This is a genomic window from Aquabacterium sp. (genome assembly GCF_034003525.1).
Taxonomy (GTDB): domain Bacteria; phylum Pseudomonadota; class Gammaproteobacteria; order Burkholderiales; family Burkholderiaceae_C; genus Aquabacterium.
On sequence record NZ_JAVEYN010000005.1, the window covers coordinates 60,936 to 86,451 of the forward strand.

The 25,516-nt window shown below is 64.3% G+C and carries 29 protein-coding genes; 5 read left to right on the plus strand and 24 right to left on the minus strand.

Annotated elements, in window-relative coordinates; translation table 11 throughout:
- Positions 1-4: 4 nt before the first annotated feature.
- From RBT42_RS04660 to RBT42_RS04680, 5 genes are all read right to left on the minus strand, one after another.
- A complete protein-coding gene (locus RBT42_RS04660; RefSeq protein WP_320362705.1) occupies positions 5-2,323 on the minus strand; it encodes a methyl-accepting chemotaxis protein in 2,319 nt (772 codons plus the stop codon).
- 54 nt (positions 2,324-2,377) lie between these two features.
- Positions 2,378-2,920 (minus strand): chemotaxis protein CheW, encoded by a 543-nt coding sequence (locus RBT42_RS04665; RefSeq protein WP_320362706.1) that lies wholly within the window; start codon positions 2,918-2,920, stop codon positions 2,378-2,380.
- Positions 2,921-2,936: 16 nt separating this feature from the next.
- Positions 2,937-3,302, minus strand: a complete 366-nt coding sequence (locus tag RBT42_RS04670; protein WP_306564297.1) for a response regulator — start codon at positions 3,300-3,302, stop codon at positions 2,937-2,939.
- 101 nt (positions 3,303-3,403) lie between these two features.
- Positions 3,404-3,799, minus strand: a complete 396-nt coding sequence (locus RBT42_RS04675) for a response regulator (protein ID WP_320362707.1) — start codon at positions 3,797-3,799, stop codon at positions 3,404-3,406.
- A 72-nt stretch (positions 3,800-3,871) separates the two neighbouring features.
- The gene (locus RBT42_RS04680; protein ID WP_300156152.1) at positions 3,872-4,024 is read right to left on the minus strand and encodes a rubredoxin; all 153 of its coding nucleotides are present in this window, start codon (positions 4,022-4,024) and stop codon (positions 3,872-3,874) included.
- A 128-nt stretch (positions 4,025-4,152) separates the two neighbouring features.
- On the opposite strand from RBT42_RS04680, the gene thiD reads away from it, so the two are divergent.
- The 5 genes from thiD to RBT42_RS04705 are packed head-to-tail and all read left to right on the plus strand — an operon-like array spanning position 4,153 to position 8,802.
- Positions 4,153-5,100 (plus strand): bifunctional hydroxymethylpyrimidine kinase/phosphomethylpyrimidine kinase, encoded by a 948-nt coding sequence (gene thiD, locus RBT42_RS04685; RefSeq protein WP_320362708.1) that lies wholly within the window; start codon positions 4,153-4,155, stop codon positions 5,098-5,100.
- On the plus strand, positions 5,090-6,382 hold the full coding sequence (gene hemL, locus RBT42_RS04690) for a glutamate-1-semialdehyde 2,1-aminomutase (protein WP_320362709.1): 1,293 nt from the start codon (positions 5,090-5,092) through the stop codon (positions 6,380-6,382). Before thiD ends, hemL begins: the two co-directional genes overlap by 11 nt.
- Before the next feature lie 7 nt (positions 6,383-6,389).
- Positions 6,390-7,766, plus strand: coding sequence for a UDP-N-acetylmuramate:L-alanyl-gamma-D-glutamyl-meso-diaminopimelate ligase (mpl, locus tag RBT42_RS04695; RefSeq protein WP_320362710.1), 1,377 nt, complete (start codon positions 6,390-6,392; stop codon positions 7,764-7,766).
- Between the two features lie 32 nt (positions 7,767-7,798).
- Entirely contained in the window at positions 7,799-8,500 is a 702-nt protein-coding gene (locus RBT42_RS04700; RefSeq protein ID WP_320362711.1) for a class I SAM-dependent methyltransferase, read from the plus strand.
- The gene (locus tag RBT42_RS04705) at positions 8,497-8,802 is read left to right on the plus strand and encodes a hypothetical protein (RefSeq protein WP_320362712.1); all 306 of its coding nucleotides are present in this window, start codon (positions 8,497-8,499) and stop codon (positions 8,800-8,802) included. Before RBT42_RS04700 ends, RBT42_RS04705 begins: the two co-directional genes overlap by 4 nt.
- Positions 8,803-8,817: 15 nt before the next feature.
- Here RBT42_RS04705 and RBT42_RS04710 read toward each other — a convergent pair whose 3' ends face one another.
- The 19 genes from RBT42_RS04710 to RBT42_RS04800 are packed head-to-tail and all read right to left on the minus strand — an operon-like array spanning position 8,818 to position 25,516.
- Positions 8,818-9,492: a 4'-phosphopantetheinyl transferase family protein gene (locus RBT42_RS04710; RefSeq protein ID WP_320362713.1), complete on the minus strand. Its 675-nt coding sequence runs from the start codon at positions 9,490-9,492 to the stop codon at positions 8,818-8,820.
- A gap of 28 nt (positions 9,493-9,520) precedes the next feature.
- Positions 9,521-9,970, minus strand: a complete 450-nt coding sequence (locus RBT42_RS04715; protein ID WP_320362714.1) for an excinuclease ATPase subunit — start codon at positions 9,968-9,970, stop codon at positions 9,521-9,523.
- A 24-nt stretch (positions 9,971-9,994) separates the two neighbouring features.
- Complete coding sequence (locus tag RBT42_RS04720; protein WP_320362715.1) at positions 9,995-10,453, minus strand: hypothetical protein; 459 nt, start codon at positions 10,451-10,453, stop codon at positions 9,995-9,997.
- Between the two features lie 19 nt (positions 10,454-10,472).
- Entirely contained in the window at positions 10,473-11,702 is a 1,230-nt protein-coding gene (locus tag RBT42_RS04725; protein ID WP_320362716.1) for a beta-ketoacyl-ACP synthase, read from the minus strand.
- Positions 11,699-12,430, minus strand: a complete 732-nt coding sequence (locus RBT42_RS04730; RefSeq protein ID WP_320362717.1) for a 3-ketoacyl-ACP reductase FabG2 — start codon at positions 12,428-12,430, stop codon at positions 11,699-11,701. Before RBT42_RS04730 ends, RBT42_RS04725 begins: the two co-directional genes overlap by 4 nt.
- On the minus strand, positions 12,427-12,897 hold the full coding sequence (locus tag RBT42_RS04735; protein ID WP_320362718.1) for a hypothetical protein: 471 nt from the start codon (positions 12,895-12,897) through the stop codon (positions 12,427-12,429). The genes RBT42_RS04730 and RBT42_RS04735 overlap by 4 nt, the downstream gene beginning before the upstream one ends.
- Entirely contained in the window at positions 12,897-14,081 is a 1,185-nt protein-coding gene (locus RBT42_RS04740) for a beta-ketoacyl-ACP synthase (protein ID WP_320362719.1), read from the minus strand. The genes RBT42_RS04735 and RBT42_RS04740 overlap by 1 nt, the downstream gene beginning before the upstream one ends.
- Positions 14,078-14,659 carry a DUF3261 domain-containing protein gene (locus RBT42_RS04745; RefSeq protein ID WP_320362720.1) on the minus strand — a complete coding sequence of 194 codons (582 nt, stop codon included), beginning with the start codon at positions 14,657-14,659 and terminating at the stop codon, positions 14,078-14,080. The genes RBT42_RS04740 and RBT42_RS04745 overlap by 4 nt, the downstream gene beginning before the upstream one ends.
- Complete coding sequence (locus tag RBT42_RS04750) at positions 14,647-15,879, minus strand: NAD(P)/FAD-dependent oxidoreductase (RefSeq protein ID WP_320362721.1); 1,233 nt, start codon at positions 15,877-15,879, stop codon at positions 14,647-14,649. The genes RBT42_RS04745 and RBT42_RS04750 overlap by 13 nt, the downstream gene beginning before the upstream one ends.
- Entirely contained in the window at positions 15,876-18,230 is a 2,355-nt protein-coding gene (locus RBT42_RS04755; protein WP_320362722.1) for a hypothetical protein, read from the minus strand. Before RBT42_RS04755 ends, RBT42_RS04750 begins: the two co-directional genes overlap by 4 nt.
- 20 nt (positions 18,231-18,250) lie before the next feature.
- Positions 18,251-18,895 carry an outer membrane lipoprotein carrier protein LolA gene (locus tag RBT42_RS04760; protein WP_320362723.1) on the minus strand — a complete coding sequence of 215 codons (645 nt, stop codon included), beginning with the start codon at positions 18,893-18,895 and terminating at the stop codon, positions 18,251-18,253.
- Positions 18,892-19,329, minus strand: a complete 438-nt coding sequence (locus tag RBT42_RS04765; protein WP_320362797.1) for an acyl-CoA thioesterase — start codon at positions 19,327-19,329, stop codon at positions 18,892-18,894. The genes RBT42_RS04760 and RBT42_RS04765 overlap by 4 nt, the downstream gene beginning before the upstream one ends.
- 4 nt (positions 19,330-19,333) lie before the next feature.
- Positions 19,334-20,887 carry an aromatic amino acid ammonia-lyase gene (locus RBT42_RS04770; RefSeq protein WP_320362724.1) on the minus strand — a complete coding sequence of 518 codons (1,554 nt, stop codon included), beginning with the start codon at positions 20,885-20,887 and terminating at the stop codon, positions 19,334-19,336.
- Complete coding sequence (locus RBT42_RS04775; protein ID WP_320362725.1) at positions 20,868-21,872, minus strand: acyltransferase; 1,005 nt, start codon at positions 21,870-21,872, stop codon at positions 20,868-20,870. Before RBT42_RS04775 ends, RBT42_RS04770 begins: the two co-directional genes overlap by 20 nt.
- Positions 21,872-22,609: a glycosyltransferase family 2 protein gene (locus tag RBT42_RS04780; protein ID WP_320362726.1), complete on the minus strand. Its 738-nt coding sequence runs from the start codon at positions 22,607-22,609 to the stop codon at positions 21,872-21,874. Before RBT42_RS04780 ends, RBT42_RS04775 begins: the two co-directional genes overlap by 1 nt.
- The gene (locus RBT42_RS04785) at positions 22,602-24,389 is read right to left on the minus strand and encodes an AMP-binding protein (protein WP_320362727.1); all 1,788 of its coding nucleotides are present in this window, start codon (positions 24,387-24,389) and stop codon (positions 22,602-22,604) included. Before RBT42_RS04785 ends, RBT42_RS04780 begins: the two co-directional genes overlap by 8 nt.
- Positions 24,382-24,963 (minus strand): hypothetical protein, encoded by a 582-nt coding sequence (locus RBT42_RS04790; RefSeq protein ID WP_320362728.1) that lies wholly within the window; start codon positions 24,961-24,963, stop codon positions 24,382-24,384. The genes RBT42_RS04785 and RBT42_RS04790 overlap by 8 nt, the downstream gene beginning before the upstream one ends.
- Positions 24,956-25,216, minus strand: coding sequence for an acyl carrier protein (locus tag RBT42_RS04795; protein ID WP_320362729.1), 261 nt, complete (start codon positions 25,214-25,216; stop codon positions 24,956-24,958). Before RBT42_RS04795 ends, RBT42_RS04790 begins: the two co-directional genes overlap by 8 nt.
- Before the next feature lie 33 nt (positions 25,217-25,249).
- On the minus strand, positions 25,250-25,516 hold the full coding sequence (locus tag RBT42_RS04800; protein WP_320362730.1) for a phosphopantetheine-binding protein: 267 nt from the start codon (positions 25,514-25,516) through the stop codon (positions 25,250-25,252).

Sequence of the window (25,516 nt, forward strand, 5' to 3'; positions counted from 1 at the left end):
CAGCTCAGGAGGCAATCTTGAATCGAGACACGGATTGCTGAAGTTCGTTCGCAGTCCGAGACAGCTCTCGCACCAGTTGCGTGGTGGAGCGGGTGCCTTCGCCGGTCTGTTCGGTCACCGCGAAAATGTGCTGGATGTTGGCCACCACCACGTTCGCGGATTCGGCTTCCTTCAAGGCCTGTTCGGAAATCTGCTCAATCAGGTCGGCCAGACGGCGTGACACGCGGTCAATGTCACCCAGTGCCGAGCCGGCAGCGTCGGAGAGTCGGGCCCCTTCCACCACACCCTGGGTCGAACGTTCCATAGCGGCCACGGCGTCCTGGGTGTCGGTCTGAATGGTGCGCACCAGTGCGGCAATTTCGCGGGTCGCGTCGGCGGAGCGTTCCGCCAGACGTTGCACTTCCTCGGCCACCACCGAGAAGCCGCGACCGGCTTCACCGGCAGACGCGGCCTGGATGGCGGCGTTCAAGGCCAGCACGTTGGTCTGTTCGGTAATGTCCGAAATCAGTTCGGTGATTTCACCAATTTCCTGCGACGACTCACCCAGTCGCTTGATGCGCTTGGAGGTGTCCTGGATCTGCTCACGGATGGTGTTCATACCGCCGATCGCGTTCTGCACGGCCTGCAAACCGGAATCGGCAGCCGACAGCGATTGGCGTGCCACTTCAGCAGACTGCTGAGCTTGCGCAGACACCTCGTTGATTCGGCCGGCCATGTGCAGCACAGATTCACCGGTTTCGCGAATTTCTCGCAGCTGTTCGTCAGAAGCCGCGAGCAGCTCGGTCGAGGTCGCTTCCACCTGGCCGGTGGTTTCGGTCACCCGTTGCACCGTGCCTTGCACCTGAGCCACCAGGGTGCGCAGTTCTTCCACGGTGAAGTTCACCGAGTCGGCGATGGCGCCGGTGATGTCCTCGGTCACGGTCGCTTGCTGCGTCAAGTCACCTTCAGCAACCATCTGCAGTTCGTTCATCAGTCGCAGAATGGCGGCCTGGTTGGCGTCGTTGACGCGCTTGGCTTCACGCTCCTGGCGTTCGGCTTCCTGGCGCTGGTACTCGGCGATCTGGGCGCGGTGACGGTTGTCGGTCACGAACACACGCAACAGGCCGTAGGCCGATGCGGCCGACAGCAGCAGGAAGGCCAGGATCAGGACAATGTTGAAGCCGCCGATGCCGGCGCCTTGCGACAGGCGCTGCTGCACCTGCTCCATGCCCTTGCGCAGCGGTTCGCTGTCGTCAATGATCGCCACCTGGGCGTCGCGGGCGGCCACCAGGTTCTGCAGGGAGCCCAGGATGTAAGAGGCTTGTGCGCGGGTACCTTCGAAGATCTTCAGCAAGGCTTCGAGTTGCTCACGCACCTCGGGGTTCTTCGCGGGCGACAGCTTCAGGTCGGCACTGCCCTTGAGCAAGCCCTGAGCGGTGTCCTGGAAGGCGTTCAAGTCCTTACCCAGCAAGAACACCGCTTCGGTCGACACGCCTTCCACCGTCAGAAATTCGTTGGCGGATTTACCGATCCGCTGCGTCAGCATCACCAACTGGCTCAGGGCTTGCGCCTCGCCGGCCGTCAGGTTGCCCGACTCGACGCGGGTGAGCGTGATGCTCTCGGCCAGGTCCAACAACTCGGAAGACTGGGTGTTGACCTCGCGCAGCGCCTGGCTCACCTGGGTCAGAGTCTGCTTCTGGCTCAGCACGAACTTGGCGTTCTTCTCGGCGCGATCGACCAGCGGCAGCAAGGGTGCCAGGGTGTCCTGGACGCTGCCCGAGACGGCCTTCAGATCGAGTTCGTCATCGCCATTGGCCAGGCCGCGCACGTTGCTGGCCAGCACCTTGGAGCTCTCGTTCACTTCATCGAAGGCGGGCGCGCGACCGATCAAGGCCTGCGACACCGATTTCGCCAGACGTTGCGACTGCATCAGCGCCTGACCGGTGGCGGCCGATTGGCCAGCACGACGGTCGGCAGAGTTCACCGACAGGAAGGCACTGAGCACCAGACCCAGCACCCCGACCGCCAGACCGATACCCAGCAAACGCTGCTGGCGGTCGAGCTTGAGATGACCGACCAATGGCAAGCCGGAGCGCGGCTCCATCAGGCTGGCTTCGGAAATCTCTTCGTTCTGTCGCAGGTAGTCAGCGGGGAACTCGGAAGGCGCCGATTCGGAAATGATGGCCTCGTTGCCGCCCGGCTGAATGGTCGAAGCGCCCGCTTCGGTGTCCACCACCTGAGTCCCCGTGGCCGAGACCATACCCTCGGTGCTCAAGGCTTCCGAAGGAATCTCGTCATCCCCCTTGGTCTTGCCCATTTCCTTGATACGGCTGAGGAAACTCATGTTCTTGTGCTCCAAACGGTCAGATGTATACAGCGCGCTCGACAGGTTGCCCCGTCAGACATCGATCTTCAAAAATGCCTCGTCGGCCGACAGCGCGGCCAGATCCAGCTCGTACCAGACTCGCCCTTGCTCATCGGCCATCGCCTGGCCGATGAAGTGAGGTTTGCCTGCGGACGCCTCCCTGGCGGCCGGCTTCAACATGCTGGCATTGCGCAATCCCAGCAATCGGTCAATCAACAAGGCCACATTGAGTTGCAGGGCCGTGTTGAGCGCCACCAGGCGGCCCGCATCGCGCGCGGCCACGTCCGACAGGCTGCGGCCGGCACGCTCCGAGAGGCCCAGGAACATGGCGGCATCCACCACGCCATGCAACTGACCGCGCAGGTTGGCCACGCCCAGGAACCAGGGCTGGCTGTGGGGCACGTGCTGAGCGGGCGCGAGCGGGAAGATTTCACCGGCCTGCTCCAGCGGCATCAGGAAACCATGGCCGGCGATCTCGACCGCGAGCCAGTTGCGGCTCGGCGCCTGATCCCGCACGGTCTGCAGACGCTCTGCCAGACGCTGTTGCAAGGCCCTGAGGGCTTCTTTGTTGGCCATCTGTGAGCCCCCGATCTCAGCCGAAAGCCTTGATCTTGCGGAGCAGCTCTTCCGGATTCACCGGCTTGACGACGTAATCGCTGGCACCTTGGCGCATGCCCCAGACCCGGTCGGTTTCCTGATTCTTGCTGGTGCACATGATGACGGGCACGTTGGCGAACTGCGGATCGCGCGTGATGGCACGGGTCAGCTGAAATCCGTTCTGGCCTGGCATGACCACATCCATCAGGATCAGGTCGGGCTTTTCTTCCTGCAGGCGCCGCATGGCCTCCTCGCCATTTTCGGCCGTGCGCACGGCATAGCCGCTCTTGGTCAGGAGTTCCGACAGCACGTGCAGTTCGGTTTTGGAATCGTCAACAAGCAGAATTTTCTGGATCGGCATATCAAACCTTTTTCATGCGCAAGCGCCACAAGGGGACAGGTGGTCTCGCGCGATCAACATTCATCCCTGGCAATGATCGGTGAGCAAACCCTCTCAGGCCGTCAGCCGCCGTATTGGGCGACCGCCTGCAAGAGCTGGTCTTTGGTGAAAGGCTTGGTCAGGTAATCTTGCGAGCCCACCATGCGGCCACGCGCCTTGTCAAACAGGCCATCCTTGGAGGACAGCATGATCACGGGCGTGTTGGTGAACTTCGGATTGCGCTTGATGATGGCGCAAGTCTGGTAGCCATCCAGACGCGGCATCAAGATGTCACAAAAAATAACATCGGGTGAATGGTCGTTGACCTTGGACAAGGCATCGAAACCATCTTCTGCCAGGACCACCTCGTATCCCCCTTGTTTGAGGAATATCTCGGCGCTGCGCCGAATGGTGTTGCTGTCGTCAATGACGAGTACTTTCTTGGGGCCCCGAATCTCGGGGCTGTCAACTTCAGGCACGAAAGCGTTCCTCCAAACTGTGTCCCAGGCCGGGTCAATCTCGAACCATTACAGCACGCTCAACCCCACGGTTCAAAGCTGCACCATCTCGAAGTCTTCCTTGCGTGCCCCGCATTCCGGACAGACCCAGTTCATGGGAACGTCCTCCCAGCGTGTGCCTGCAGGGATGCCCTCTTCAGGCAGCCCAGCGGCCTCATCGTAAATCCAGCCGCAGATCAGGCACATCCAGGTACGAAATTCGTTCACGTCGACTTAAACCAGCTTGAATACAATGGACCAATTGTAGCCATCGGTCTTTCGCGCAAACCCAAGGGTTTGTGGGCAAGCAGACCTTATCTTTCACGAAAACCGCCATGATTGCTCAACTTCCCGGACAAGATCCCACCCTGGCGGACGAAGAGCTGGAAGCCGGCGCCCCCGCGTGTGTCCTCAGCTTCAATGCCAATGACCCCACCGGCGCCTCCGGCATCGGGGCAGATATTGCGACGATCGCCGCGATGGGGGCGCATGCGCTGCCCGTGGTCACCAGCATCCTGGTGCGCGACACCGCCGAAATCTTCGAGGCGCACGAGATCGATCCCGAGGCCGTTGCGGACCAGGCGCGCTCCGTGCTGGAAGACGCCACCATCGCGTCCTGGAAGGTCGGTTTCCTGGGCAGCGCAGAGGGCGTGAGCGCCGTCGCTGAGATCCTCTCCGACTACACCGACGTGCCGCTGGTGTCGTATCTGCCCAACTTGTCGTGGATGGACGACGATGCGCAGATGGCCTACCTGGATGCCTTCCGCGAGCTGATCCTGCCGGCCACCATGGTGTTGGTGGGCAGCCACAGCACCCTCACCGACTTCCTGTTGCCGGAATGGGACGCGGAGCGCCCCCCCTCGGCGCGCGAGCTGGCGGTGGCCGCCGCCGAACACGGCACCGACTATGTGCTGGTGACCGGCGTGCAACTGCCCGACCAGTTCATTGACAACGTGCTGGCCTCGCCTCAGGGCGCCATGTGCGGCGAGCGCTTCGAGCGCTTTGAAGCCAGTTTCGTGGGCGCCGGCGACACGCTCTCGGCCGCCTTGGCCGCCATCCTCTCCAGCGGCACCGCGCTCGATGTGGCCGCCGCCGAAGCCTTGAGCTTCCTGGATCAGGCGCTCGACGCCGGTTTCCGCCCCGGCATGGGCGGCGTCATCCCCGACCGCTTCTTCTGGGCCCTGCCCCCAGGAGAAGAGCCCGTGGCCCCACAGACTTCCGAAGAGTCCGTCGACCTGCTCGACGACACCGTCCCCCCTCTGCACTCACGCAATGTCCACTAACGCTTCGCTGTTTGAGCGCGCCCAGCGCGTCATTCCTGGCGGCGTCAATTCACCCGTGCGCGCGTTCCGCGCTGTGGGTGGCACGCCCCGTTTCATCACCCGCGCCGAGGGCGCCTACATGTGGGACGCCGAAGGCGCCCGCTACATCGACTACATCGGCTCCTGGGGCCCGATGATCCTGGGTCACGGTCACCCTGAGGTGTTGGAGGCCGTGCAGAAGGCCGCACTGGACGGTTTTTCGTTTGGGGCGCCGACCGAGCGCGAGGTCGAGTTGGCCGAGGAGATCCTCAAGCTGGCTCCGGGGGTCGAGCAGGTTCGCCTGGTGAGCTCGGGCACGGAAGCCGGCATGAGCGCCATCCGCCTGGCGCGCGGCTACACCGGCCGCAGCAAGCTGATCAAGTTCGAGGGCTGCTACCACGGCCACGCCGATGCGCTGCTGGTGAAAGCCGGCTCCGGCCTGGCTACCTTCGGTCACCCCACCAGTGCGGGCGTGCCGCCTGAAGTGGTGCAGCACACCTTGGTGCTGGAGTACAACAACATCGCGCAAATTGAGGAGGCGTTCGCCACCCAAGGTGCCGAGATCGCCTGCGTGATGATCGAGCCGATCGCCGGCAACATGAACTTCGTGCGCGCCAGCGTGCCGTTCATGAAGCGCATCCGCGAGCTGTGCACGCAGCACGGTGCCCTGCTGGTGTTCGACGAGGTGATGAGCGGCTTCCGTGTGGCCCTGGGCAGCGCCCAGAGCATCTACGCACGCGAGATCCCAGGCTTCCAGCCCGACATGAGCGTGTTTGGCAAGGTCATTGGCGGCGGCATGCCGCTGGCCGCGTTTGCCGCGTCGCGCGAGATCATGTCCAAATTGGCCCCGCTGGGCCCGGTCTATCAGGCCGGCACACTGTCGGGCAACCCGGTGGCCACGGCCTGTGGCCTGACCACACTCAAGCTGATCCAGCGCCCCGGCTTTTTTGAAGCCTTGTCGACCCGCACGCAGAGCCTGATGGATGGCCTCACCCAGGCGGCCACCCAGGCCGGCGTGCCCCTGGTGGCCGATTGCCAGGGCGGCATGTTCGGCTTCTTCTTTGCCGACACGCTGCCGCAGAACTACCAGCAGGTCATGGCCAAGGGCAGTGGGCGCTTCAACCGCTTCTTCCACCTGATGCTCGATCGCGGCGTGTACTTCGCCCCCGCCATGTACGAGGCCGGCTTTGTGAGCGCGGCCCACACGGAACAAGACATTGCCGACACGGTGGCTGCGGCCGCCGAGGCCTTCCGCCAACTCTGACGTTTCCATGCACATCCACATTCTTGGCATCTGCGGCACCTTCATGGGTGGCGTGGCTGCGCTCGCCCGCGAGGCGGGTCACCGCGTCACCGGCTGCGATGCCGGCGTCTATCCGCCGATGAGCGATCAGCTCCGTGCCCTGGGCATCGACCTGATCGAGGGCTATGGCGTGGAGCAACTGGCTCTTCAGCCTGACCTGTTCGTGATCGGCAACGTGGTCTCACGCGGCAATCCACTGATGGAAGCCATCCTGGATGCGGGTCTGCCCTACACCAGCGGGCCGCAATGGCTGAGCGAGAACGTGCTGCAGGGCCGCCATGTGCTGGCTGTGGCGGGCACGCACGGCAAGACCACGACCACGTCCATGCTGACCTGGATCCTGGAGTTTGCCGGACTGCAGCCGGGCTTCCTGGTGGGTGGCGTGCCGCAGAACTTTGGCGTGTCAGCCCGACTGGGCAACACCAACGCCGCCACACGGCCGGCCACAGGCCACCCCTTCGTGATCGAGGCCGACGAGTACGACACGGCCTTCTTCGACAAGCGCAGCAAGTTCGTGCACTACCGCCCGCGCACGGCCATCCTCAACAACCTTGAGTTTGACCATGCCGACATCTTTGCGGACCTGGCCGCCATCGAGACGCAGTTCCACCACCTGGTGCGCACGGTGCCTGCGAGCGGCCGCTTGGTGGTCAATGCCCGCGAAGAGGCTTTGAGCCGCGTGCTGGAGCGTGGCTGCTGGAGCGACGTGACTCGCTTTGGCGAACGCCGCGATGCACCCGGTTTCCGTGCCCGGGGCGAGCCCCATGCCTTCGACGTGCTGAAGACCGGCGTGCTGGTGGGCCGTGTGGAATGGACCCTGCTGGGCGAGCACAACCAGCTGAATGCCTTGGCCGCTGTGGCCGCGGCAGAGCATGTGGGGGTGGCGCCACAGGTGGCCTGCGAGGCGCTGGGTCAGTTCGCCAATGTGAAGCGACGCCTGGAGTTGAAAGGCGAGGTGCGCGGCATCACGGTGTACGACGACTTCGCCCACCACCCCACGGCCATCCGCACGACGGTCGATGGCCTGCGCCGCAAGGTGGGACCGGACAGCCGCATCCTGGCGGTATTCGAGCCGCGCTCCAACACCATGAAGCTGGGCACGATGAAGGCCCAGTTGCCGTGGTCACTGGAGGAAGCCGACCTGGCGTTCTGCCACAGCGGCGGCCTGGGCTGGGACGCCTCGGAAGCGCTGCTGGAGATGGGCGACCGCGCCGTGGTGTCCGACAGCATCGACACCCTGGTGACCAAGATCGTCAAAGCCGCGCAGCCGGGTGATCAGATCTTGTGCATGAGCAATGGCGGCTTTGGCGGGATCCATGAGAAGTTGCTCAAGGCTTTGAGCTGAAGCGTGAGCTTACGCACGCCAGGGAAACACAGATGAATGCAGCCTCACGCATCGAAGCTTTCGTAGAAGAAACCAACTTTGGGAACTGGTTCCTCAAGTCCAGCACGTGGAAAATTCATGTGCTGCGTCGCGCCCTGAACGACCTGCAACCGCTGATCCCCACGGGCAAGCGCTTCGAGCGCATCCTCGACGTGGGTTGCGGTTTTGGGCACTCGTTCCATGAGCTGGCACAGCGCTTCGAGCCCACGGTGATCGTGGGCATGGATGCGGACCCACAACTGCACGAGCGTGCCAGTGAACAAGCCAGCCGCTGTTCAGCTCACGTGGAACTGCACGCCGACAATGCCTCGCGGCTGACATTGCCAGATGCGAGCTTTGACATGGTGTACTGCCACCAGACGTTTCACCACATCGTGGCGCAAGAAGAAGCCATGGTGGAGTTCTTCCGGGTGCTCAAGCCCGGTGGCGTGTTGCTGTTTGCGGAATCCACCCGCAAGTACATCCACTCTCTGCCCATTCGCCTGTTGTTCCGGCATCCGATGGAGGTTCAGCGCACGGCAAGCGAGTATGTGGCCATGATCCGCAACACGGGCTTTGACCTTCCGGACGCCCGCATCTCTTACCCCTACCTGTGGTGGAGCCGCCCGGACATCGGTTTTTTCGAGTGGATTGGACGTCCCGTCCCGACGAAACGCGAAGAGACCCTGGTCAACGCCGTCGCGATCAAACCATGACGTCGGCCTCGATCAGAGGCTCCGCCAGTTTGCTGCCGAACCTCAATCGCCTCATCCTCCGGCACATCAGGGCCATTGAGATGGTGGGCGTGCTGATGCCCATCGGCAGTTTCAGCCTTGTCCGCTGGGTTGGGGCCACCATCCCTTTCCTGTTCGTCTGGGCCTTCAGCACCGTCGATGCGATCTTGCTGTCGTGGTGCGCGACTCTGAAACGCGATGCCACCTACTCGCTGCTCAATGTCTTCTGGATTTTGGTCGGGGTCGTCGGGATGTGGCGGGCCTCAGACATGCTGGGGTACTGAGCGCCTCAACCCTGGTCAGACATCAGCGCAGCGCCGCCACGGCTCCTTGGTAAGGGCCTGACGGAGCAAGCCCGCACACTGCAATGCGGCCATCCGCACCGGTGCCACGGCCAGCACCCAAGAGGGTGAGCGCAGCACCACCGCATCAGCCCGCTGCGCTTCACAAGGTTCAAATGGAATGGCCGACATGGCCGGCGAATCCGGGGCCTGCTTGATCCAGGCCTCTTTCAAAGTCCAGCGCGCATAAAACTGACGGTGCCGCGTTGCAGCATCCAACAGCGGGACAGCTTCTGCTTCCTGCTCGCCATGGATCATCGCTCCCAGGGCATCGGTATCGCGCTGACGCGTGGTGTCTTCGACGTCCACACCTATCGGATGTGACGCTACCGCGCACGCCACCCAGTCTGCACTGTGACTCAGGGAGACCTGCAGGGGGCACGCGTTCAGGTCGAACGGAGCGGCCATCAGCAACGGTGGCCCATCCTCGGCTGCGGACAGCACATACTCGGACGCCGCACCGCCATGCCATTGGGCCAGACACTGCCGCAAGAACCAGCGACCAGCCAAGAACTGTTGGCGACGGCGCTGGGCCGTCATGGCTTCACATCGTCTTTGCTCGCTCTCGCTCAGCCAGCCCGTCGACACATCTGGCAACGCCGAGCAGATGGCCGCCACACTGGCCAGGCTCACAAAAACGACATCTGTGCCCGCTTCAGGCTCAGCGTGCCACTTTGGCAATGGTGCCCTTCAGCGCCACACCCACGACGAAAGCGCCGGCGTGGCATTCATAGTCCGTGGCGCTCTTGACCTCGTTCTTCTTGTAGTAGCTGACGATGTCAACCACGGCGTTGGCGCCCAGAGACTTGGCCTTTTCCTGGAACGCGATCAGGGCTGACAGGGCGGCCCAACGGCAGCCTTCGTCATCGGCCTTGCCAAAGCCATTGGTTTTGCGGTTGGAGACATCCGAGCCCAGACGCTGCAACACCTTGGGGGTCTTCTGCCCGGCCAGATAGAACCGAACCGAGCCATCGAGCTTGGCCTGCGCCTCCGGCATCTCCAGCACTTCCGCGAAAGGCAGATGCAGTTCCGTGTCACGCGCCATGGCGGGAGACAGCAGCGACGCGCCAAGCACAATGGCCAGCAAAGAGTTCTTGATATTGTTTTTCATGGTCCACCCAATTAAAGAGAAATATTATTTGATCGCTTCAGATTTGACAGCCGACGCAGGCGCCAACTCGCCGGGAATCATGATTCGAGCCAGCAAGTTGCGAACCCACATGTTGTAAGTCGGGTGGATGAGTTTCGTGCCATCTTCACCGATCTCTTCATACAGGTTGGTGCTGGACTCATAGCTGATTTGATAGCTGGTCGCATCGTAATCGACCCGCACCACCGCCTTGTGCTTGTTCTGCTTGTTGTAGCTCAGGTGCATGACACCGGGGTTGTCTTGCTCGACCACCCAGCCAAAAGGCTGCGAGCCCATCAAGATCGCCTTGCGGACCTGGGCGATGGTCACGCCCTCCTCGGTCATTGACTTCAAGACCACGCGATCGGGCGCCAGCAAGGGCACACTTCTCATCCGGGCCTGTGCCGTTGTGGCCAAGGCGGCGCACAACATCATCGACACCGCCCACACACGAACATATTTCATCTCGTCTCCCTTTGATTCATCAATCGCGCCAGCGGCGCAGCACCAATGAGGTATTGATACCGCCGAACGCAAAATTATTGCTCATGACCACATCGGTCTCGATGGCACGGCCACCCGCGCCGATGTAATCCAGCTCGCCACAGCGAGAATCCACCTCCGTGAGGTTGATGGTGGGCGCAAACCACCCGTCTCGCATCATTTCGAGCGACATCCAGGCCTCCAGCGCACCGCAGGCGCCCAAGGTGTGGCCCATGTAACTCTTGAGCGAACTGATGGGAACCTGACGTCCGAACACTTCGGCGGTGGCATTGGTTTCAGCCAGGTCGCCGTGTTCGGTGGCGGTGCCATGGGCGTTGACATAGCCGATGGCCTCGGGCGGCACGGCGGCACTGTCCAGGGCTAGGCGCATGGCCTGGGCCATGGTGCGGGCATTGGGCTGGGTCACATGGGTGCCGTCGCTGTTGGTGCCAAAACCGATGATCTCACCCAGAATCCGGGCGCCACGCGCCTGGGCATGGGTCAGCTCTTCGAGCACCAGGGTGCAGGCGCCCTCCCCCAGCACCAGGCCATCGCGCTTGGCATCGAAGGGCCGAGGTGTCAGATGGGGGGTGTCGTTGACCGTGCTCGTGGCGAACAAGGTGTCAAAGACCGCGGCATCGATCGCGTCGAGTTCTTCGGCTCCGCCGGCCAACATCGCCACCTGGCGACCGCTCTGGATCGCCTCGAAAGCGTAGCCGATGCCCTGACTGCCTGCCGTGCAGGCGCTGGAGGTGGTGATGATCCGCCCGGTGATACCAAAGAACACACCGATGTTGACCGCCGCCGTGTGGGACATCATCTTGATGTAGGTGTTGGCCGTGATCCCTTCTGTTGTCTTGTGCATGATCATGTTGCCGCAATCACCGATCGCAGCGGGGGACCCCACCGACGAGCCATAGGAGATGCCCATGCGACCACTGCTGACGAGCGGATCGCCGAGGAGTCCGGCATCGGTCAGCGCGAGTTCGCTGGCACGCACACCCAAGACCGCGACCCGCCCCATGCTGCGGGTGGCTTTGCGGTTGTAGTGGGCGGGCAGGTCAAACGGCGCCGCCGGGGCACCCAAGCGCGTGTTGAGGCCTTCGTACTCATCCCACGCGGTGAGGTACTGCACCACATTGCGCTCTTCCTTCAGCCGAGCGCGCACCGTCGCCCAGTCATGTCCAAGAGGGCTGAGCGCCCCCACTCCGGTGATCACCACGCGTTTCATCCGACCATCCCTCCATTCACCGAAATCACCTGACGGGTGATGTAAGCCGCATCGGGCGACATCAGGAACGCCACGGCGGCTGCCACCTCATCGGGTTGCCCCATGCGACGCGCCGGGATCATCTTTAGCGCCTCTTCCAGCACATGGGGCTCGATCATGTCGGTGTCGATCAAGCCGGGGGCCACGCAATTGACCGTGATCTCGCGCTTGGCCAGCTCGATCGCCAACGCCTTGGTGGCGCCGATGATGCCGGCCTTGGCGGCGCTGTAGTTGGTCTGTCCACGGTTGCCCATCAGGCCCGACACCGAGGCCATTGTCACGATACGGCCCGGCGCACGCCGACGTACCATGGGCATGATCACCGGGTTGAGGACGTTGTAGAAAGCATCGAGATTGGTGTGGATGACCTCGTCCCACTCCTCGCCGCTCATCGCCGGGAAGGCGTTGTCACGCGCGATGCCCGCATTGCACACCACGCCGTGATAGGCGCCGTGCGCGTCCATGTCGGCCGTCAACGCTTCGGCAGCGGCCACGCGGTCGGCGACATCGAAGCTCAGCACGCGAGCCTCGCGGCCGAACGCCCGCGCGGCATCGGCCACCGCTTCCGCGTGCTCGCGCTGCTGGCGGCAATGCACCACGATGTCAAAGCCGTCCTTGGCCAGGCGCAGGGCGATGGCCCGGCCAATGCCCCGGCTGGATCCTGTGACCAGCACAAACCGATCTGTCATGCAGACTCCCGAGAGAAATTCAGAAACGCCGTCTCGTTGGGCGGCTCAAAAACCGACAAATTGGCCTCAGCGGCCAGCGCGTCATCAACCAGGATCCGGCAGGCGAACATGCCCAGGCCGTTGTCCCCCATCAGCTCGCAACGGGCCTCAATGCGCAGGCAGTCGCCGACCAGGAAAGCCTGGCGGTGCACGCTGTAGCGCCGTGTACCCAGCAGCAAACCGACCTTGACGGCCTCGCCTTTCCGACGGGCCCGATTGCCCGCCCAGGCCGCGATCGCCTGTGCCATGAATTCCACACCAACCCACATCGGTGCGCGGCCATCCCGCACGAAATAGCTGTCGGGTCGCAGGGTGGCCTGCGCGACCACCGTCTCGTCATCGGCCGACAACACGGTGTCCAGCCAGCTCATGTCGCCACGGTGAGGCACCAGCTCTTCCACCGCCACAGCGGCCAGATTCTCAGCCATCAGGCGGCTCCCAGGATCAAGGTGGCATTGCTGCCACCAAAGGCAAAGGAATTGGACATCACATAGCGCGGCGCATGGCCGAGTTGTTCACCCGGTCGCACCACGGACAGGGCCGGCAAGGCCGGATCGGCTTGCCCATCCCACCAGTGCGGTGGCAAGCGGCCCTGTGGATTGTCGACCAGTGTCAGCCAGGCAAAGGCGGCCTCCAGCGCACCTGCGGCCGCCAGGGTGTGCCCCGTCAATGGCTTGGTCGAGCTGACGGGCACTTTGCAGCCCAGGACCTCAGCCACCGCGAGCGATTCCATCGCATCGTTGTGCGGGGTCGCCGTACCATGCAGGTTCAGGTAGTCGATGGCCTCCGGCGTCAGACCGGCGCGCTCCAGCGCGGCACGCATGGAGCGAATCGCCCCCTGGCCGCTCGGGTCCGGCGCAGACATATGGTGGGCATCGGACGTTTCCCCCCAACCCGCCAGTTGAACAGGGCCCGCGTCACGCTCCATCAGGAACAGGGCCGCGCCCTCTCCCAGATTAATACCGCGGCGGTGCTGCGACAAGGGATTGCACACCTCGGGCGAAACCGATTCCAGCGCCGAAAAGCCCGCCACGGTGAACGCCCCCAGCACATCGCAGCCACCGGCGATCACCGCATCGGCCAGCCCCGCCTTGAGCAAGCGGGCACCGCTAGCCAGCGCCTTGGCGCCCGATGAGCAGGCCGTGGAGATGACATGGGCGATGCCCGTGAGGCCGAGCGCCACCGCCAGGCACTCGGCCAGGTTGCCCAATTCCTGCTGGGCATAGCTGAAGCCCTCGGGCCAGGACTGATCGCGCTCGAACTGTGCCCGTGCGGCTTCGCCCTCCGGCAAACCGGACGTGCTCGTCCCCACGACGATGGCGACGCGGTGGGCGCCGTGGCGGGCAATGGCCGCGTCCACCGCAGGACGGATCTGCGCCAGTGCCGCCCAGGCCATGGCGTTGTTGCGCGTCTGGTAGTGGCTCGGCAGGTGTCGCAGGTCGGGTAATGCCTGCGCCACCTTGCCCACATGCAGGACGCGTCCCGGGGAATAGCGGTCGGTCGGCGTCAAGCCGCGGGCTTGAGCAGAATCCATGAGCGCCTGGCGCACGGTGTCCACGCCACTGCCCAGCGAACAGATCAGCCCCAGCTCTTGCAGATAAACCTTTGTCATGGCGTCCCAAAATCAGGTTGTGCGCCTTGTGTCTGCAGTCGCACGACATAGCCACGCTCACGATGCCTCAGCTCGATCACACCCGGGCGCACGGCACGCATGTCGAACACCACGGCGTCGCCATGCCACAACTCGCGGCCGTCGGCCCGTGACAGCAGCATCCAGCCAGTGGGCAAAGCTCCTTGCACCTGGGGCTGAGGCCACCAGACATACTGCAGGTCACTCAACACATTCTCGGCGGAGACCACGCTGGGCCAACCGGGCGCCAGAGACTGCATCAGCGTCTGGCCATCCCAGGACAGCCGCGCAATGGTCTGCCCCATTTGCAGCACGGCGAGGCGCAGTCCATCCGGATCGACTTCCAGCACGGTCTCAAAGACGCGCACCTGTCCCTGCGCCTCGACCTCCATGCGCTGCACCACGGCCAACTCCCGGCCGAGCGAGGCCGGACTCAGACGCAACAGAGGCGTCGACTCAGCAGGCTGCCAACTGGCACAACCGCTCAGCGCCGCGGCCAAGGAGCTGCCCACCAGCGCAGCCACCACATGCCGACGCGCCCGACTACTCACTGGGCGCACAGGGCCTCCAGGACGCCCAGGCGTCGCTTGGCGTCGGCAACATAGGGGTTGGATGTGTCCCAGGCGTAGCCAGCCAGAATCGACGCGATCATGCGACGAACCTCTGGCGAGGCGTTCTCATGGAAGATGACCTGCTGGAACCCGCCGGCGTACCAGGATTCGACAAACACGCGGAAGGTGTCCACGCCCGCCTTCAAGGGGCGGGCATAGTCGGCGTCCCAATCCACCGTCTCGCCCTTGAACTGCCGCTCCAGACAGGCCGCAGCCAGGCTGGCCGACTTGAAGGCGATCGTGACGCCACTGGAGAACACCGGATCGAGGAACTCGCCTGCATTGCCCAGCAAGGCATAGCCCTTGCCCCACAGACTCTTCACATTGGCCGAGTAACCGGTGATGTGCCGCGCGGGCGTGTCCCACTCCGCATTGGCCAGCAAGCGGGCCAGGCCCGGCTCTTCGGAGACCAACTGCTGCAGGCGCTCGGTGTCGGTGCCTGTGTAGCGCGCCAGAAAGTCCGTGTGCGCCACCACACCTTGGGAGCAGCGCCCATCGGAGAAGGGGATGGTCCAGTACCAGACGTCGCAGAACTCGGGGTGCACCGAAATCCGGATCTTCTGACGGTCAAACTCGCCCCCCAGGGGCATGTTGTCCTTCACATGCGTGAAGATGGCACCACGCACCGGGAAGTTGGACGGGTACTCCAAGTCCAGCAGGCGAGGCAGCGTCCGGCCGAATCCGCTGGCATCGAGCAGGAAGGCGCTGCTGACCTCGTAGGTCTCGCCGGCCGGGTCGCGCACGGTCACCACAGGTTGCTCGCCGGCCAAGTCGACGGCCAGCACCTCGTGCCGATAGCGAACCTCGGTGCCCAGGCGCTCAGCCTCTTTCGCCAGCACATGGTCGAAGCGGGCGCGCTGCACCTGGTAGGTGGTGCCCCAGCCGGCGGAGAACTTGTCTCGGAAATCGAACTCGGTGTAACGCTCACCGCGCGCAAACGAGGCACCATTCTTGAACTGGAACCCGGCCTCCACCACCGCTTGCAGCATGCCGGCCTCTTCGATGTAGGCCATGCTTTGCGGCAACAGGCTTTCACCGATCGAGAAGCGCGGGAAGGTCTCCTTTTCCAGGATGAGCACCTGGCGCCCCTGCTTTCGCAACAGCCCTGCCGCCACCGCGCCAGCCGGGCCGGCACCGATGATCAGAATGTCTATGTGTTCCCGTTTCACGAGTTCCCTCTTTCCGCTTTGTCCGTTTGATGAATCAGTCGCAGGGTCGGGGCCAACAGGCAGACCAGCGTCAAGCCGATCAACAGGGTCAGCCCGAAGGCCCGCAAGGCTGGTGTGGATGACAGGGCCAACAGCCCAAAAGACAGGCCGGTGCTGATGGCCCCCAGGAGCACCGCCAGCCATGCATGGGCCTGCTGCTCACCCGGGTGTTCCAGCAAGAAGATGCCGTAGTCCACCCCCATGCCCAGCAGGAGCATCAGGGCCAGCAGGTTGAACAACTGGAAAGGCTCCCCCAGCAGACCCAGGATCGCCACGCAGACCAGGGAACCCAAGGCGCAAGGCAACCAGGCCCGCCACGCCGCGCGACCAAAGCGCAGGCACAAGGTCAGCAATACCAGCCCATGTCCGAGCCCCAGCAACCAGGTCATGGCCACGCGAAAGCGGCCCATCAGCTCGGAGATGTCATTGGGGCGGTCCACCCATTGCACGCCGGCCAGCGTGGAGGCGAGTTCGCGCAGGGCCTGGGCCTGCGTCTGCTGGCTGAGGCCACGGATGAGCACGACACTGGCGAAGCCTTCGTCCTGCGCTCCCAGCCATTGGGCACGCAGACCGCTGGAAGCCGGGCTGGCGAGCCATTGGCTCACCGTCAGGGCTTGTGTAACGAAGGCCGGTCGGCGCAGGTCCTCCCCCACCACCGACCCCACGGCCTGCAGCACGGCGGTCTCTCGCGCTTGTGTCAACGCGCGGGTGTCATCCTGTCGCTGGCGCGACGGCACCCAGTCGGACACCGCGCTCACGCCAATAGGGCCGCCTTGTTGAGGCGCTTGCGCCTGCCACGTCGTCAGAGCCTGCTTGAGGGCTTCCTCCCTGCCCAGGACCTCGTCTTCCGTGCTGCCCTGCACCAGGAAAAACTGTGCGGGGCTGGGCATCTGCAGCAAGCGTCCAACAGCCATCTGCGCCTTCATCAAGGCGGGCGGCGATGACTGCAACTGCCGCAGGTCGTCGTTGACCTGCAGGCGCGCCAGGCCCACGACACAGACGATGGCCACGATCACCAGCGCGATCCACAAACGTGCCCGTGTCAACACCGGCCAATGCCCCAGGCTCGAGGCGATACCCTGCGCAAGGCGGCCGCCCTGGAGCTGGCCGCAGTCCAGCCAGGGAAACCAGCAAACCGCCGTGGCGAAGGCCGCCGTCAGGCCCACGGCAGAGAACAAGGCCATCTGCCTCAGGCCTGGAAAGGGCACCACCGCGAGCACGAGATAACCCAGCACGCTGGTGGCCAGCGCCAGCAACAGGCCGGGCAGCAAGTGCCGCATCAAGGCCCAGCGTGGCTGATCGGGAGTCCCCAGCCGGGAGGCAAAGTAGTGAATCCCGAAGTCCTCGGCCACCCCCACCAGACTGGCCCCAAACACCAGCGTCAGCAGGTGAACCTGACCAAAGACCAGCACGGTGGCCGACAAACCCGCAGCGCAACCGATCACCAGGGACACGGCGATCAACAACATAGGGCCGGCTGCCCGGAACGTCGCCAGCACCAGGGCGATCACGGCCAGCAGCGAACCCCAGCCGATGGTGTTCATCTCTTGATGGCCTTGCGCGGCGCCCGCTTCCGCATGCAAGGGCACGCCGGCGGCCAGTACCGTCAAGCCGGCACCCAGATCGCCCCGCGCCGCCGTCTCGGCCTGCGCCAGCGCATCGCCCCAACGGCGCTGGCCATCAAACCGGAAGGCCGATCCCTGGGTCTCGTACAAGAGCACCGCCCAGTCACGACTTGCGGGCTGATCCTTCACCCACAACAGACCATCACGCGGTCGTGCGGCGCTCAAGCCACCCCGCTCTGCCCACCATGCGGACCACAAGCCCAAGGGGTCAGCCAGCCAATTCGTCGGTTGCCCCATGCTGAAGCCATGAAGCCGGCCCATCGCCTGGGCCGCCAGAGCCGTCACATCGGCCTGTGGCAAGGCGGCACGCTGTGCATCGGTCAGCAAGACGTCGCGCCAAGGTGCATAGAAGGACATGATCTGGTCCGACGGCACCGCATCCTGCGCAGGCCGGAGCCCGGCCTGTTTCGCCTGGAGTGCTTGGTCAAATCGCTGCGCCGCTTGGCGGACCCGCTCCCAGTCAGCACCGCCCAGCATCACCACCACACGCCGCTCGCCCTGCTCGGCCAGCTGCTTCATCGCCCGCTGTGCAGCGGGTTGCTGCTCGTCCTGCGGCAACAACGCAAATACGTCAGAGTCCAGCCGCGGCGACTGCCAGAACTGCCACTGGTGCCAGCCCAGCATGGCGACCACCAGCAGCCACAACAGCGGCAGCCAGAGAGGTCCACGTTCAGAACGGTCGCTCACACCCGGTCCCCTGTCTGTCTTCAGTTGAAGCGCGCGGCTTCAGCCTGAGTCAGGCTGGTACTGCTGTGGTGGGCAAAGCGGATGCGGCTTTCATCGCCGGCGCCCTCGGTCAGGCGCACCTGCTGGACATAACGGTCGCCCTCCATGTCGATGCGAGCGATGAAGCGCCGCAAGGCCTCGTCCTTCGGTACCAATGTCATGCGCCAGCCTTGCGAACCCAGCAAAGCGCCATCGACCTGGAAGCGCTTGCTCAACGCTCTCAGGTCGCCCCCTAACACGGCCATCAGCAATTCGTTGACCGCACGCAAGCCAGGCTCCTGGCGTGCATCCATCTGCTGCACGCCTCCCTCGGTGACCGTTATCAGCCGCTCGCGTGTGACCACCAGCGTGGAGGGAAAGGGTTCGAGCGTGAGCCACTGGATGCCCTGGCCCCGCGCGATCAGAAAACGTCCGCGTGACAACAGGGGCTTCTTGAAGCCCTTGATCGTCTTGATTTGCTCGAAGTCACCACGGATGACCGCTGCGTTGTCCATGCGACGGGCGGCTTCGGTCAACCAGTCTGGCAGGGACGATGGCGATGGTGATTGCGCATGCCCGCCATGGGCCGGCCACAACGACATCGGCACAGCCCCGCACATCCACGTCATGAGTTGACGTCGCTTCATGGTTGCGGCCCTTTCACGCCCAGGCGCTCGAACAACACGGGCGGACACACCCAGCACATCTCTCGCGTGGCGATGCACAGCGCCACCTGGATCGAGGTCGCCTTGTGCAGGCGCGCGCCCGTCTCGGCGCAGGTGACCAAGTAGTCGATGCGCAGGCGGTTCTCCCACTCCACGATCGTGGCGCAGATGCGGACCCGCTGGCCATAGTGGATGGAGCCGACGTACTTCATCCGCATGTCCACGATGGGCCAGGCATAGCCCGACTCACGCATCTGCGGGTAGTCGTAGCCGAACTTGGCCATCAAGGCATTGCGCGCGATCTCCAGGTACTTGACGTAGTTGCCATGCCAGACGATGTCCATCGGGTCCAGGTCATGAAAGGCAGGCGTCAGCTCGATCTCGTGACTGAGATCCGGCTGCGCATCCGCGGGCATCGGCTCAGTCACGGTACGGCTCCCACACCCCATCGTAGAGTCCCTGGATCAGACGATGCAGGTCGCCGTCCAGCGCGCGGTCCTCTTCCACCAGGGCAATGTGATCGGACAACTGACCCAGGAACGCGGCCAGTGCCTCGGGCAGCGGCAAGGCCCCCACCCGCTGACGCAAGGCCATGGCCTGACGGGCGGCGATCAACATGGCGGCCATCACCTGCTCGGTAAGTTCCAGCACACGCAGCGCATCGCGCGCGGCGATGGTACCCATGCTGACCTTGTCCTGGTTGTGGCACTCGGTCGAGCGCGAAAACACCGAGGCTGGCATCGTGTGCTTGAGGGCCTCGGCCGTCCATGCTGATACGCTGATCTGCAAGGCCTTGAGGCCGTGGTTGATCGCCGCCCGCGGCCCCTGGGCCCCCGACAGGTTGGACGGCAAGCCGTGGTTGAACTTGCTGTCGACCAACAAGGCAAGTTGCCGATCGAGCAGGTCGGCCACGTTGGCCACGGCGGTCTTGAGCGTGTCCATCGCCATGGCGATGTGGCCGCCGTAGAAGTGCCCGCCATGCAGCACGCGCTCGCCATCGGGATCGATCAGCGGGTTGTCATTCGCGCTGTTGAGTTCGTTCTCGATGAGGTGGCGCAGCCAGGGCAAGGCGTCTGCCAGCACACCGATGACATGGGGTGCACAACGCAGGGAGTAGCGATCCTGCAAGCGCTGTTCATTACGCGCCGGGCGATCACAGTTCAGGTCCTGGCGCAAACGCTGCGCCACCGATTGGGGGCCAGGGTGTGGCTTGTAGCCAAACAAGGTCTCATCGAAATGGTGGGCGTTGCCATCGGCCGCCCACACATTGCAGGCCGTCACCCGCGTGGCCAGACGCACCAGGCGCTCAGCGCGCTGCCAAGCCAAGCAGGCCAGGCCCGTCATCACCGAGGTCCCGTTCATCAGGGCCAGCGCCTCCTTCGGACGCAAGCGCAGCGGCTGCAGACCCAGGCGCGACAAGACCTCCTTGGCCGGCTGCACACGCCCTTCCCACCAGACATCACGCTCACCACACAACACCGCCGCCACATAGGACAGGGGCGTGAGGTCGCCACTGGCACCCACAGAGCCTTCGGCGGGAATCAGTGGCAGCACGTCGTGCACCAACAACTGTTCCAGCTGCACCAACAGGCCCAGGCTGACCCCCGAAACGCCCTGCGACAACGAAGCCAGTCGCGCCACTAGCACGGCCCGGGTTTCCTGCGGGCTCAGATAACGCCCGGCCCCAATGCCATGGTAGGTGTAAAGGTGATGCGGCAGCTCGGCGACCAGCTCAGGCGGGATGCTGACCGTACAGGAGTCGCCATAGCCCGTCGTCACGCCGTAAATGACCCCGTCCTCGCGCAGGAGACGATCAAGAAAGGCCGCGCCACGCTCGATCCGCTCTGTGAACGCAGGCTGCTTGCTCAATTGCGCAATCCGCTGGCGCGACGCCAGCGCGACCACATCGTCGATCGCCAGGCGCTGGCCGTCAAAGACCACCGCCTGGGCGCCCTCAGTGTGTTGATCTGTCATGTTGTTCCGCACGAGGCGCCATCGCCCCCTGCTGCCAGAAAGAAAAGAAATTGAACCAGGCCAGGGGCGAGCGTGCGAGCACGGTCTCCAGCCAATCCGCAAACTGCTGCGCACAGACGGCCATGGCTTCCGCCCTGGCCTTGCGCGGCAGCACCAGTTGCTCCGCCAGGCAATGCGCATGCAGCACGTAGCCCAGGCCGCCACCGGGCAAGGGCTTGCGCACACAGGCCATCGCATACAAGGGGCACTTGAGCAAGGCGGCCAGCACATATGGGCCAACCGGCCACTGTGCCTCGTGCCCCAGAAAGCGCGCCGGCACCGTCATGCTCTGATGCACCGGTACACGGTCCCCGGCAATCGCCACGAACTCGCCCTGAGCGACTTTCTCCGCCAGCAATATGGCCGTGGCCGGGTTGACCTCGGTGACCTGAATCAAGCGCACCTCGCTATCAGGGTGCAGGCGCTGCAACAGCCTGTTGAAACGCTCGGCATGGATGGTGTGCACCAAGACATTGAGGCGCACGCCACGATGGCGCTCGGCGCTGACGCGGCACAGCTCCATGCAGCCCACATGCCCCGTGACGATGACCGCTCCCCGCCCCTGTGCGACCAGGGTCATCAGGCCTTCCTCGCCCACCGTGCGCAAGGCCCCCTCGGGCATGGCCCCACTCATGGCCAGCAGCTTGTCCAGGATGGTGTCGGCAAAGGACAGGAAGTGGACCAGCGTGTCTCGCCAGCCCGGTGCATGGCCCAGCACCTGGGTGTGGGCTTCCAGTTTCTGCAGGTACGCCAGAGACGCATGACGCGCCTCGCGCCGCGTCGCCCAGTAGTAGATGACCACGGGGTACAGGCAGGCCCGAAACGGCAGACGCCCCAGGACACGGTAGATCCAGAACAGCAGGCGGATGCCCGAGACAAACGTGTGCTCGGTCAGACTCGCCCAGTGCGGGGCGGCCACATCATTCGCCACAGGTGCTTGCCCCATCAAGCCACCTTGCGCCACAGCAGCCGCGGCAACCGCAGCAGCATGCCCAGGAACAGGCGTGCGTGCATGCCCGAGATCAGCACGTTGTCCTGCAGCATCTTGAAATGGGACACCCCATCCAGCGGGTAGCTGACCCGGGTCGGCAGGCTGACGATGGGTACCCCACGCCAGTGCAGTCGCACCAGCAGTTCGGGGTCGAAGTCCATGCGGCGCCCCAGCTTGACCTGATCGATCAGATGCACCGCAGGCTGCAGCGGATAGACCCGGTATCCACACATCGAGTCGCGGATGTCCAGCGAGAGCGTGTTGATCCAGACCCAGACATGGGTGAGGTAGCGGCCATACAGGCGCCCCTTGGGCACGGATGCGTCGTAAACCGGCACCCCACAGATCACCGCGTCGGGGTGTCGTGCCGCCGCAGCGAGAAACTTGTCGATGTCAGCCACATCGTGCTGACCATCGGCATCAATCTGCAAGGCGTGGCTGAAACCCAAGGCCAGCGCCTGACGCAGGCCCGCCATCATGGCGCCGCCCTTCCCCTGGTTCACTGACAGGCGCACCAGGGTCATGCACGTGCCCTGTCGAGCGGCCAGCTCATCCAGCACCCGAGCGCAGCCGGGCTCGCAGCCATCGTCCACAACGATGACATGCAGACCCCGAGCCCGCACCGAGTCGACCATCAGGCCAATGGTTTGCGGGTGGTTGTAGCAAGGAATGACCGCCACCGGCTTAAACATGGCCGACTCCTTCGTCGACACGCCAGACCGCGCGGCCGCTGGCGTGCTCTCGCACCTCGCCATCTGCGTCCGCCTGCGGGGCTTGCGAATACAGACGGAACTGCAACACCGCCAGATCGAGCTCCTGCGGCTTGGTCTTGCGCTGCAGGCTGACGTACAAGGTGGTCCCCGGCGTCACCGGATTCACAAACTTGAGCGCCTCCAGGCGCACGAAGTGGGGCGGCAGGTCAAAGGACGCCCGCCCCAGCATCAACGCCCAGTCCAGCTGGGCCACGCCCGGCAGGATCGGGGCACGGTCAAAGTGACCTTTGAACACCGACAGCCGTTCATGGATGTCCAGGCTGGCAAGGGCCTCGTCAGCGCCTCGCGTGAGCCAGGTCACCGTGGGCGACTCGGGCATCGCCGTTCCGCTCGGCGCGGCCTCGGCAAACAGCTCCCGCAGCAATCCTTCCGGGGTCTTGCCCTGCGCATTGAGCGGCATCGCCTCCACAAAGCGCCAACGCCGGGGCAAGGCCATCGGCTCGAGCGTGCGCATCAAGGCCTCTTTCAGGCGATCCGTCAGCACGCGGCGGCCCTGGGCCAGCAAAGCCTGCCCGGCGCTCGACGCCACCAGCACCGCGCCCACGCGCTCACCAATGGGCGTGGGCACCACCACCGCCCGCGCCTCCTGCACCCACTCGGTCTCCCGCAAAGCCTGCTCGACCGCCGTCAGGGACACCCGCTTTTCCTCGATCTTGACGATACGGTCCAGCCGGCCCAACAACCGGAAGCTGCCTTGGCCTGCCGCCTCAACCCTGTCCGACGTGCGCCACCAGCCTGCCAACGGCAGACGCGGTGAATGGACGGACAGGCACCCCTCCTCCATGCGCCACTGCACATCGGCAAACGGCGCCCAGGCGGTGTCGGCCTCGCTGGCCTGGCGCCAGGCGATGCCCCCGGTCTCGGAACTGCCAAACACCTCGATCGGCCGCTGGCCGATCAGATCCGCCACCTGCGTGGACACCTCGAAAGGCAGGGGCCCGCCAGACGAGAAGACCGCACGCACGTTCGCACGAACCGCCGCCCAGTTCAGGTGTTCGCCCAAGCGCTTGAGGTGCGCAGGGGTGGCCACCAGCACCGCCGGGCCTGCGCACAGCGCCAGGATCATGTCCTCGGGGTAAAGCAGGCGCTGGGTCGCCAAAGGGCGCCCCGCGGCCAGCGGCCACAGCACCAGAAAAAGCAGCCCGTAGATGTGCTGATGGGACACCGTGGCCCAGACCACCGGCGCAACCGTGCCGCCCTGGTCCATGCGCCCGCCGAAAGCCTGCTCCAGCGCCTCGACCTCGGACCAGAACGGCGCAAGGGTCTTGTCGATGGCCTGCGGGTGCCCTTGCGAGCCGGACGTGAACACCTTCAACACGGTGGCATCCAGATTCAAAGGATGCCGCGCAGGCAGGTCCCCGCCCGGCGCAGCCGCCTGCAAGCCTTCGGGCAGATCACCCGCCAGACAGCAGCCCATCTCACGCAAGGCTGCCAAGGTGGCCGGGCGATCATCGCCGGGCAGCACCACCTCCTTGCCCGCATGCCAAGCACCGAACAGGGCCGCGGCAAACGTCAAGGGATCCTGAACATAGAGCGCCCACGCGCGGCCCTCCTGAGCCAGGAAGGCACGCTGCCAGCGCACCACCAGCGCCAAGAAATCGGCATGCGTGCCAAGCGCGCCATCCGCCTGCCTTGCCACCACGCGGTTGGCATCAGCGGGTCGGCAGGCCAACTCGCTCAGGGGAATCCACTCACGCATGCGGCCTCCCAGGCATCGACACAGCCGCAGCCGAACCGCGAACACGCTGGCGCACCAGCCACTCGACCACTGCAATCACGCCCATCAGGACGTAAGCGATGGCACCGTTGTAAAGGGCCCATTGCGCCTCGGTACCCCACACGGTTGTGGCCAAGGCCATGCTGCCATTGAGCAAGAAGAAACCACACCACACAAACGTGACCTTGCGGGTGTACGCAATGGCCACCTCGGGCAGATCGGGCTCTCTCAAGCGGGCCAGGCGTTCGACCGCGCTGGGCGGGTGGATGAGAGTCGAGGCAAACATCACCAACATGAAGACATTCACGGCCACCGGGTACAGCTTGACTGGCATCAAGGCATTGCCCAGCCAACTAAGGATAGCCAGGGTCAAGGCCACCGCCACCACCCCCCAGGTCGCCACCGTGCGACCCAGTCCGAGGCGCACCAAGGCAATGGCCAGCAACAGCAAGGCCAACCAGCGCGGCTCAAACCGCCCCAGAGAGAAATAGACCACGGCGGGATACGCCAGGGTCACGGCCCCCAGGGCGAGATTGCCCCACAGCCGTTTAGGCACCGACCTGCTCGCCGGACACCAGTTGGTACAAGGCATCGGCCACATCATTGACCGTACGCACCGTCTTGAAAGCCTCCGGCTGCAAGCGCTGCCCCACCATGGGTTTGAGCTGCACCATCAGGTCCACCGCATCGATGCTGTCGATGTCCAGATCTTCACGCAGGCGGGCTTGCGGCACCACCAAGGCGGGATCCAGATCAAAGGTCTTCACCAGGATGTCAACGATGCGTTGAAGGATTTCGTCTTTGGTCATAACAGGCATTCCGCAAGATTTCACAAGCGTGCATCAACGCGCACGCTGGGCCGTCACGAACGCAGCCAGCGCACGCACGCTCCCGAAGTGGCGACGGGTTTCTTCCGAGTCGGACGACACGGACACCCCATATTTGCGCTGCAGGGCCAGCCCTAGTTCCAGCGCGTCGATGGAGTCCAGCCCCAGGCCTTTGACAAACAAAGGCTCGGTGGGGTTGATCTCCTCGGGAGCGATGTCTTCCAGTGCCAGGGAGCTGATGATCAGCTCCTTGATCTCCTGTTCCAGCGTTTGGGTATCCAT

What these genes read in the sequence shown, in the direction of transcription:
- RBT42_RS04660 (WP_320362705.1), bottom strand. Translation starts at nt 2,323, where the DNA reads ATGAGTTTCCTCAGCCGTATCAAGGAAATGGGCAAGACCAAGGGGGAT.
- RBT42_RS04665 (WP_320362706.1), bottom strand. Translation starts at nt 2,920, where the DNA reads ATGGCCAACAAAGAAGCCCTCAGGGCCTTGCAACAGCGTCTGGCAGAG.
- RBT42_RS04670 (WP_306564297.1), bottom strand. Translation starts at nt 3,302, where the DNA reads ATGCCGATCCAGAAAATTCTGCTTGTTGACGATTCCAAAACCGAACTG.
- RBT42_RS04680 (WP_300156152.1), bottom strand. Translation starts at nt 4,024, where the DNA reads ATGTGCCTGATCTGCGGCTGGATTTACGATGAGGCCGCTGGGCTGCCT.
- thiD (WP_320362708.1), top strand. Translation starts at nt 4,153, where the DNA reads ATGATTGCTCAACTTCCCGGACAAGATCCCACCCTGGCGGACGAAGAG.
- hemL (WP_320362709.1), top strand. Translation starts at nt 5,090, where the DNA reads ATGTCCACTAACGCTTCGCTGTTTGAGCGCGCCCAGCGCGTCATTCCT.
- mpl (WP_320362710.1), top strand. Translation starts at nt 6,390, where the DNA reads ATGCACATCCACATTCTTGGCATCTGCGGCACCTTCATGGGTGGCGTG.
- RBT42_RS04700 (WP_320362711.1), top strand. Translation starts at nt 7,799, where the DNA reads ATGAATGCAGCCTCACGCATCGAAGCTTTCGTAGAAGAAACCAACTTT.
- RBT42_RS04705 (WP_320362712.1), top strand. Translation starts at nt 8,497, where the DNA reads ATGACGTCGGCCTCGATCAGAGGCTCCGCCAGTTTGCTGCCGAACCTC.
- RBT42_RS04715 (WP_320362714.1), bottom strand. Translation starts at nt 9,970, where the DNA reads ATGAAAAACAATATCAAGAACTCTTTGCTGGCCATTGTGCTTGGCGCG.
- RBT42_RS04720 (WP_320362715.1), bottom strand. Translation starts at nt 10,453, where the DNA reads ATGAAATATGTTCGTGTGTGGGCGGTGTCGATGATGTTGTGCGCCGCC.
- RBT42_RS04725 (WP_320362716.1), bottom strand. Translation starts at nt 11,702, where the DNA reads ATGAAACGCGTGGTGATCACCGGAGTGGGGGCGCTCAGCCCTCTTGGA.
- RBT42_RS04730 (WP_320362717.1), bottom strand. Translation starts at nt 12,430, where the DNA reads ATGACAGATCGGTTTGTGCTGGTCACAGGATCCAGCCGGGGCATTGGC.
- RBT42_RS04735 (WP_320362718.1), bottom strand. Translation starts at nt 12,897, where the DNA reads ATGGCTGAGAATCTGGCCGCTGTGGCGGTGGAAGAGCTGGTGCCTCAC.
- RBT42_RS04740 (WP_320362719.1), bottom strand. Translation starts at nt 14,081, where the DNA reads ATGACAAAGGTTTATCTGCAAGAGCTGGGGCTGATCTGTTCGCTGGGC.
- RBT42_RS04760 (WP_320362723.1), bottom strand. Translation starts at nt 18,895, where the DNA reads ATGAAGCGACGTCAACTCATGACGTGGATGTGCGGGGCTGTGCCGATG.
- RBT42_RS04765 (WP_320362797.1), bottom strand. Translation starts at nt 19,329, where the DNA reads ATGCCCGCGGATGCGCAGCCGGATCTCAGTCACGAGATCGAGCTGACG.
- RBT42_RS04770 (WP_320362724.1), bottom strand. Translation starts at nt 20,887, where the DNA reads ATGACAGATCAACACACTGAGGGCGCCCAGGCGGTGGTCTTTGACGGC.
- RBT42_RS04775 (WP_320362725.1), bottom strand. Translation starts at nt 21,872, where the DNA reads ATGGGGCAAGCACCTGTGGCGAATGATGTGGCCGCCCCGCACTGGGCG.
- RBT42_RS04780 (WP_320362726.1), bottom strand. Translation starts at nt 22,609, where the DNA reads ATGTTTAAGCCGGTGGCGGTCATTCCTTGCTACAACCACCCGCAAACC.
- RBT42_RS04785 (WP_320362727.1), bottom strand. Translation starts at nt 24,389, where the DNA reads ATGCGTGAGTGGATTCCCCTGAGCGAGTTGGCCTGCCGACCCGCTGAT.
- RBT42_RS04795 (WP_320362729.1), bottom strand. Translation starts at nt 25,216, where the DNA reads ATGACCAAAGACGAAATCCTTCAACGCATCGTTGACATCCTGGTGAAG.
- RBT42_RS04800 (WP_320362730.1), bottom strand. Translation starts at nt 25,516, where the DNA reads ATGGATACCCAAACGCTGGAACAGGAGATCAAGGAGCTGATCATCAGC.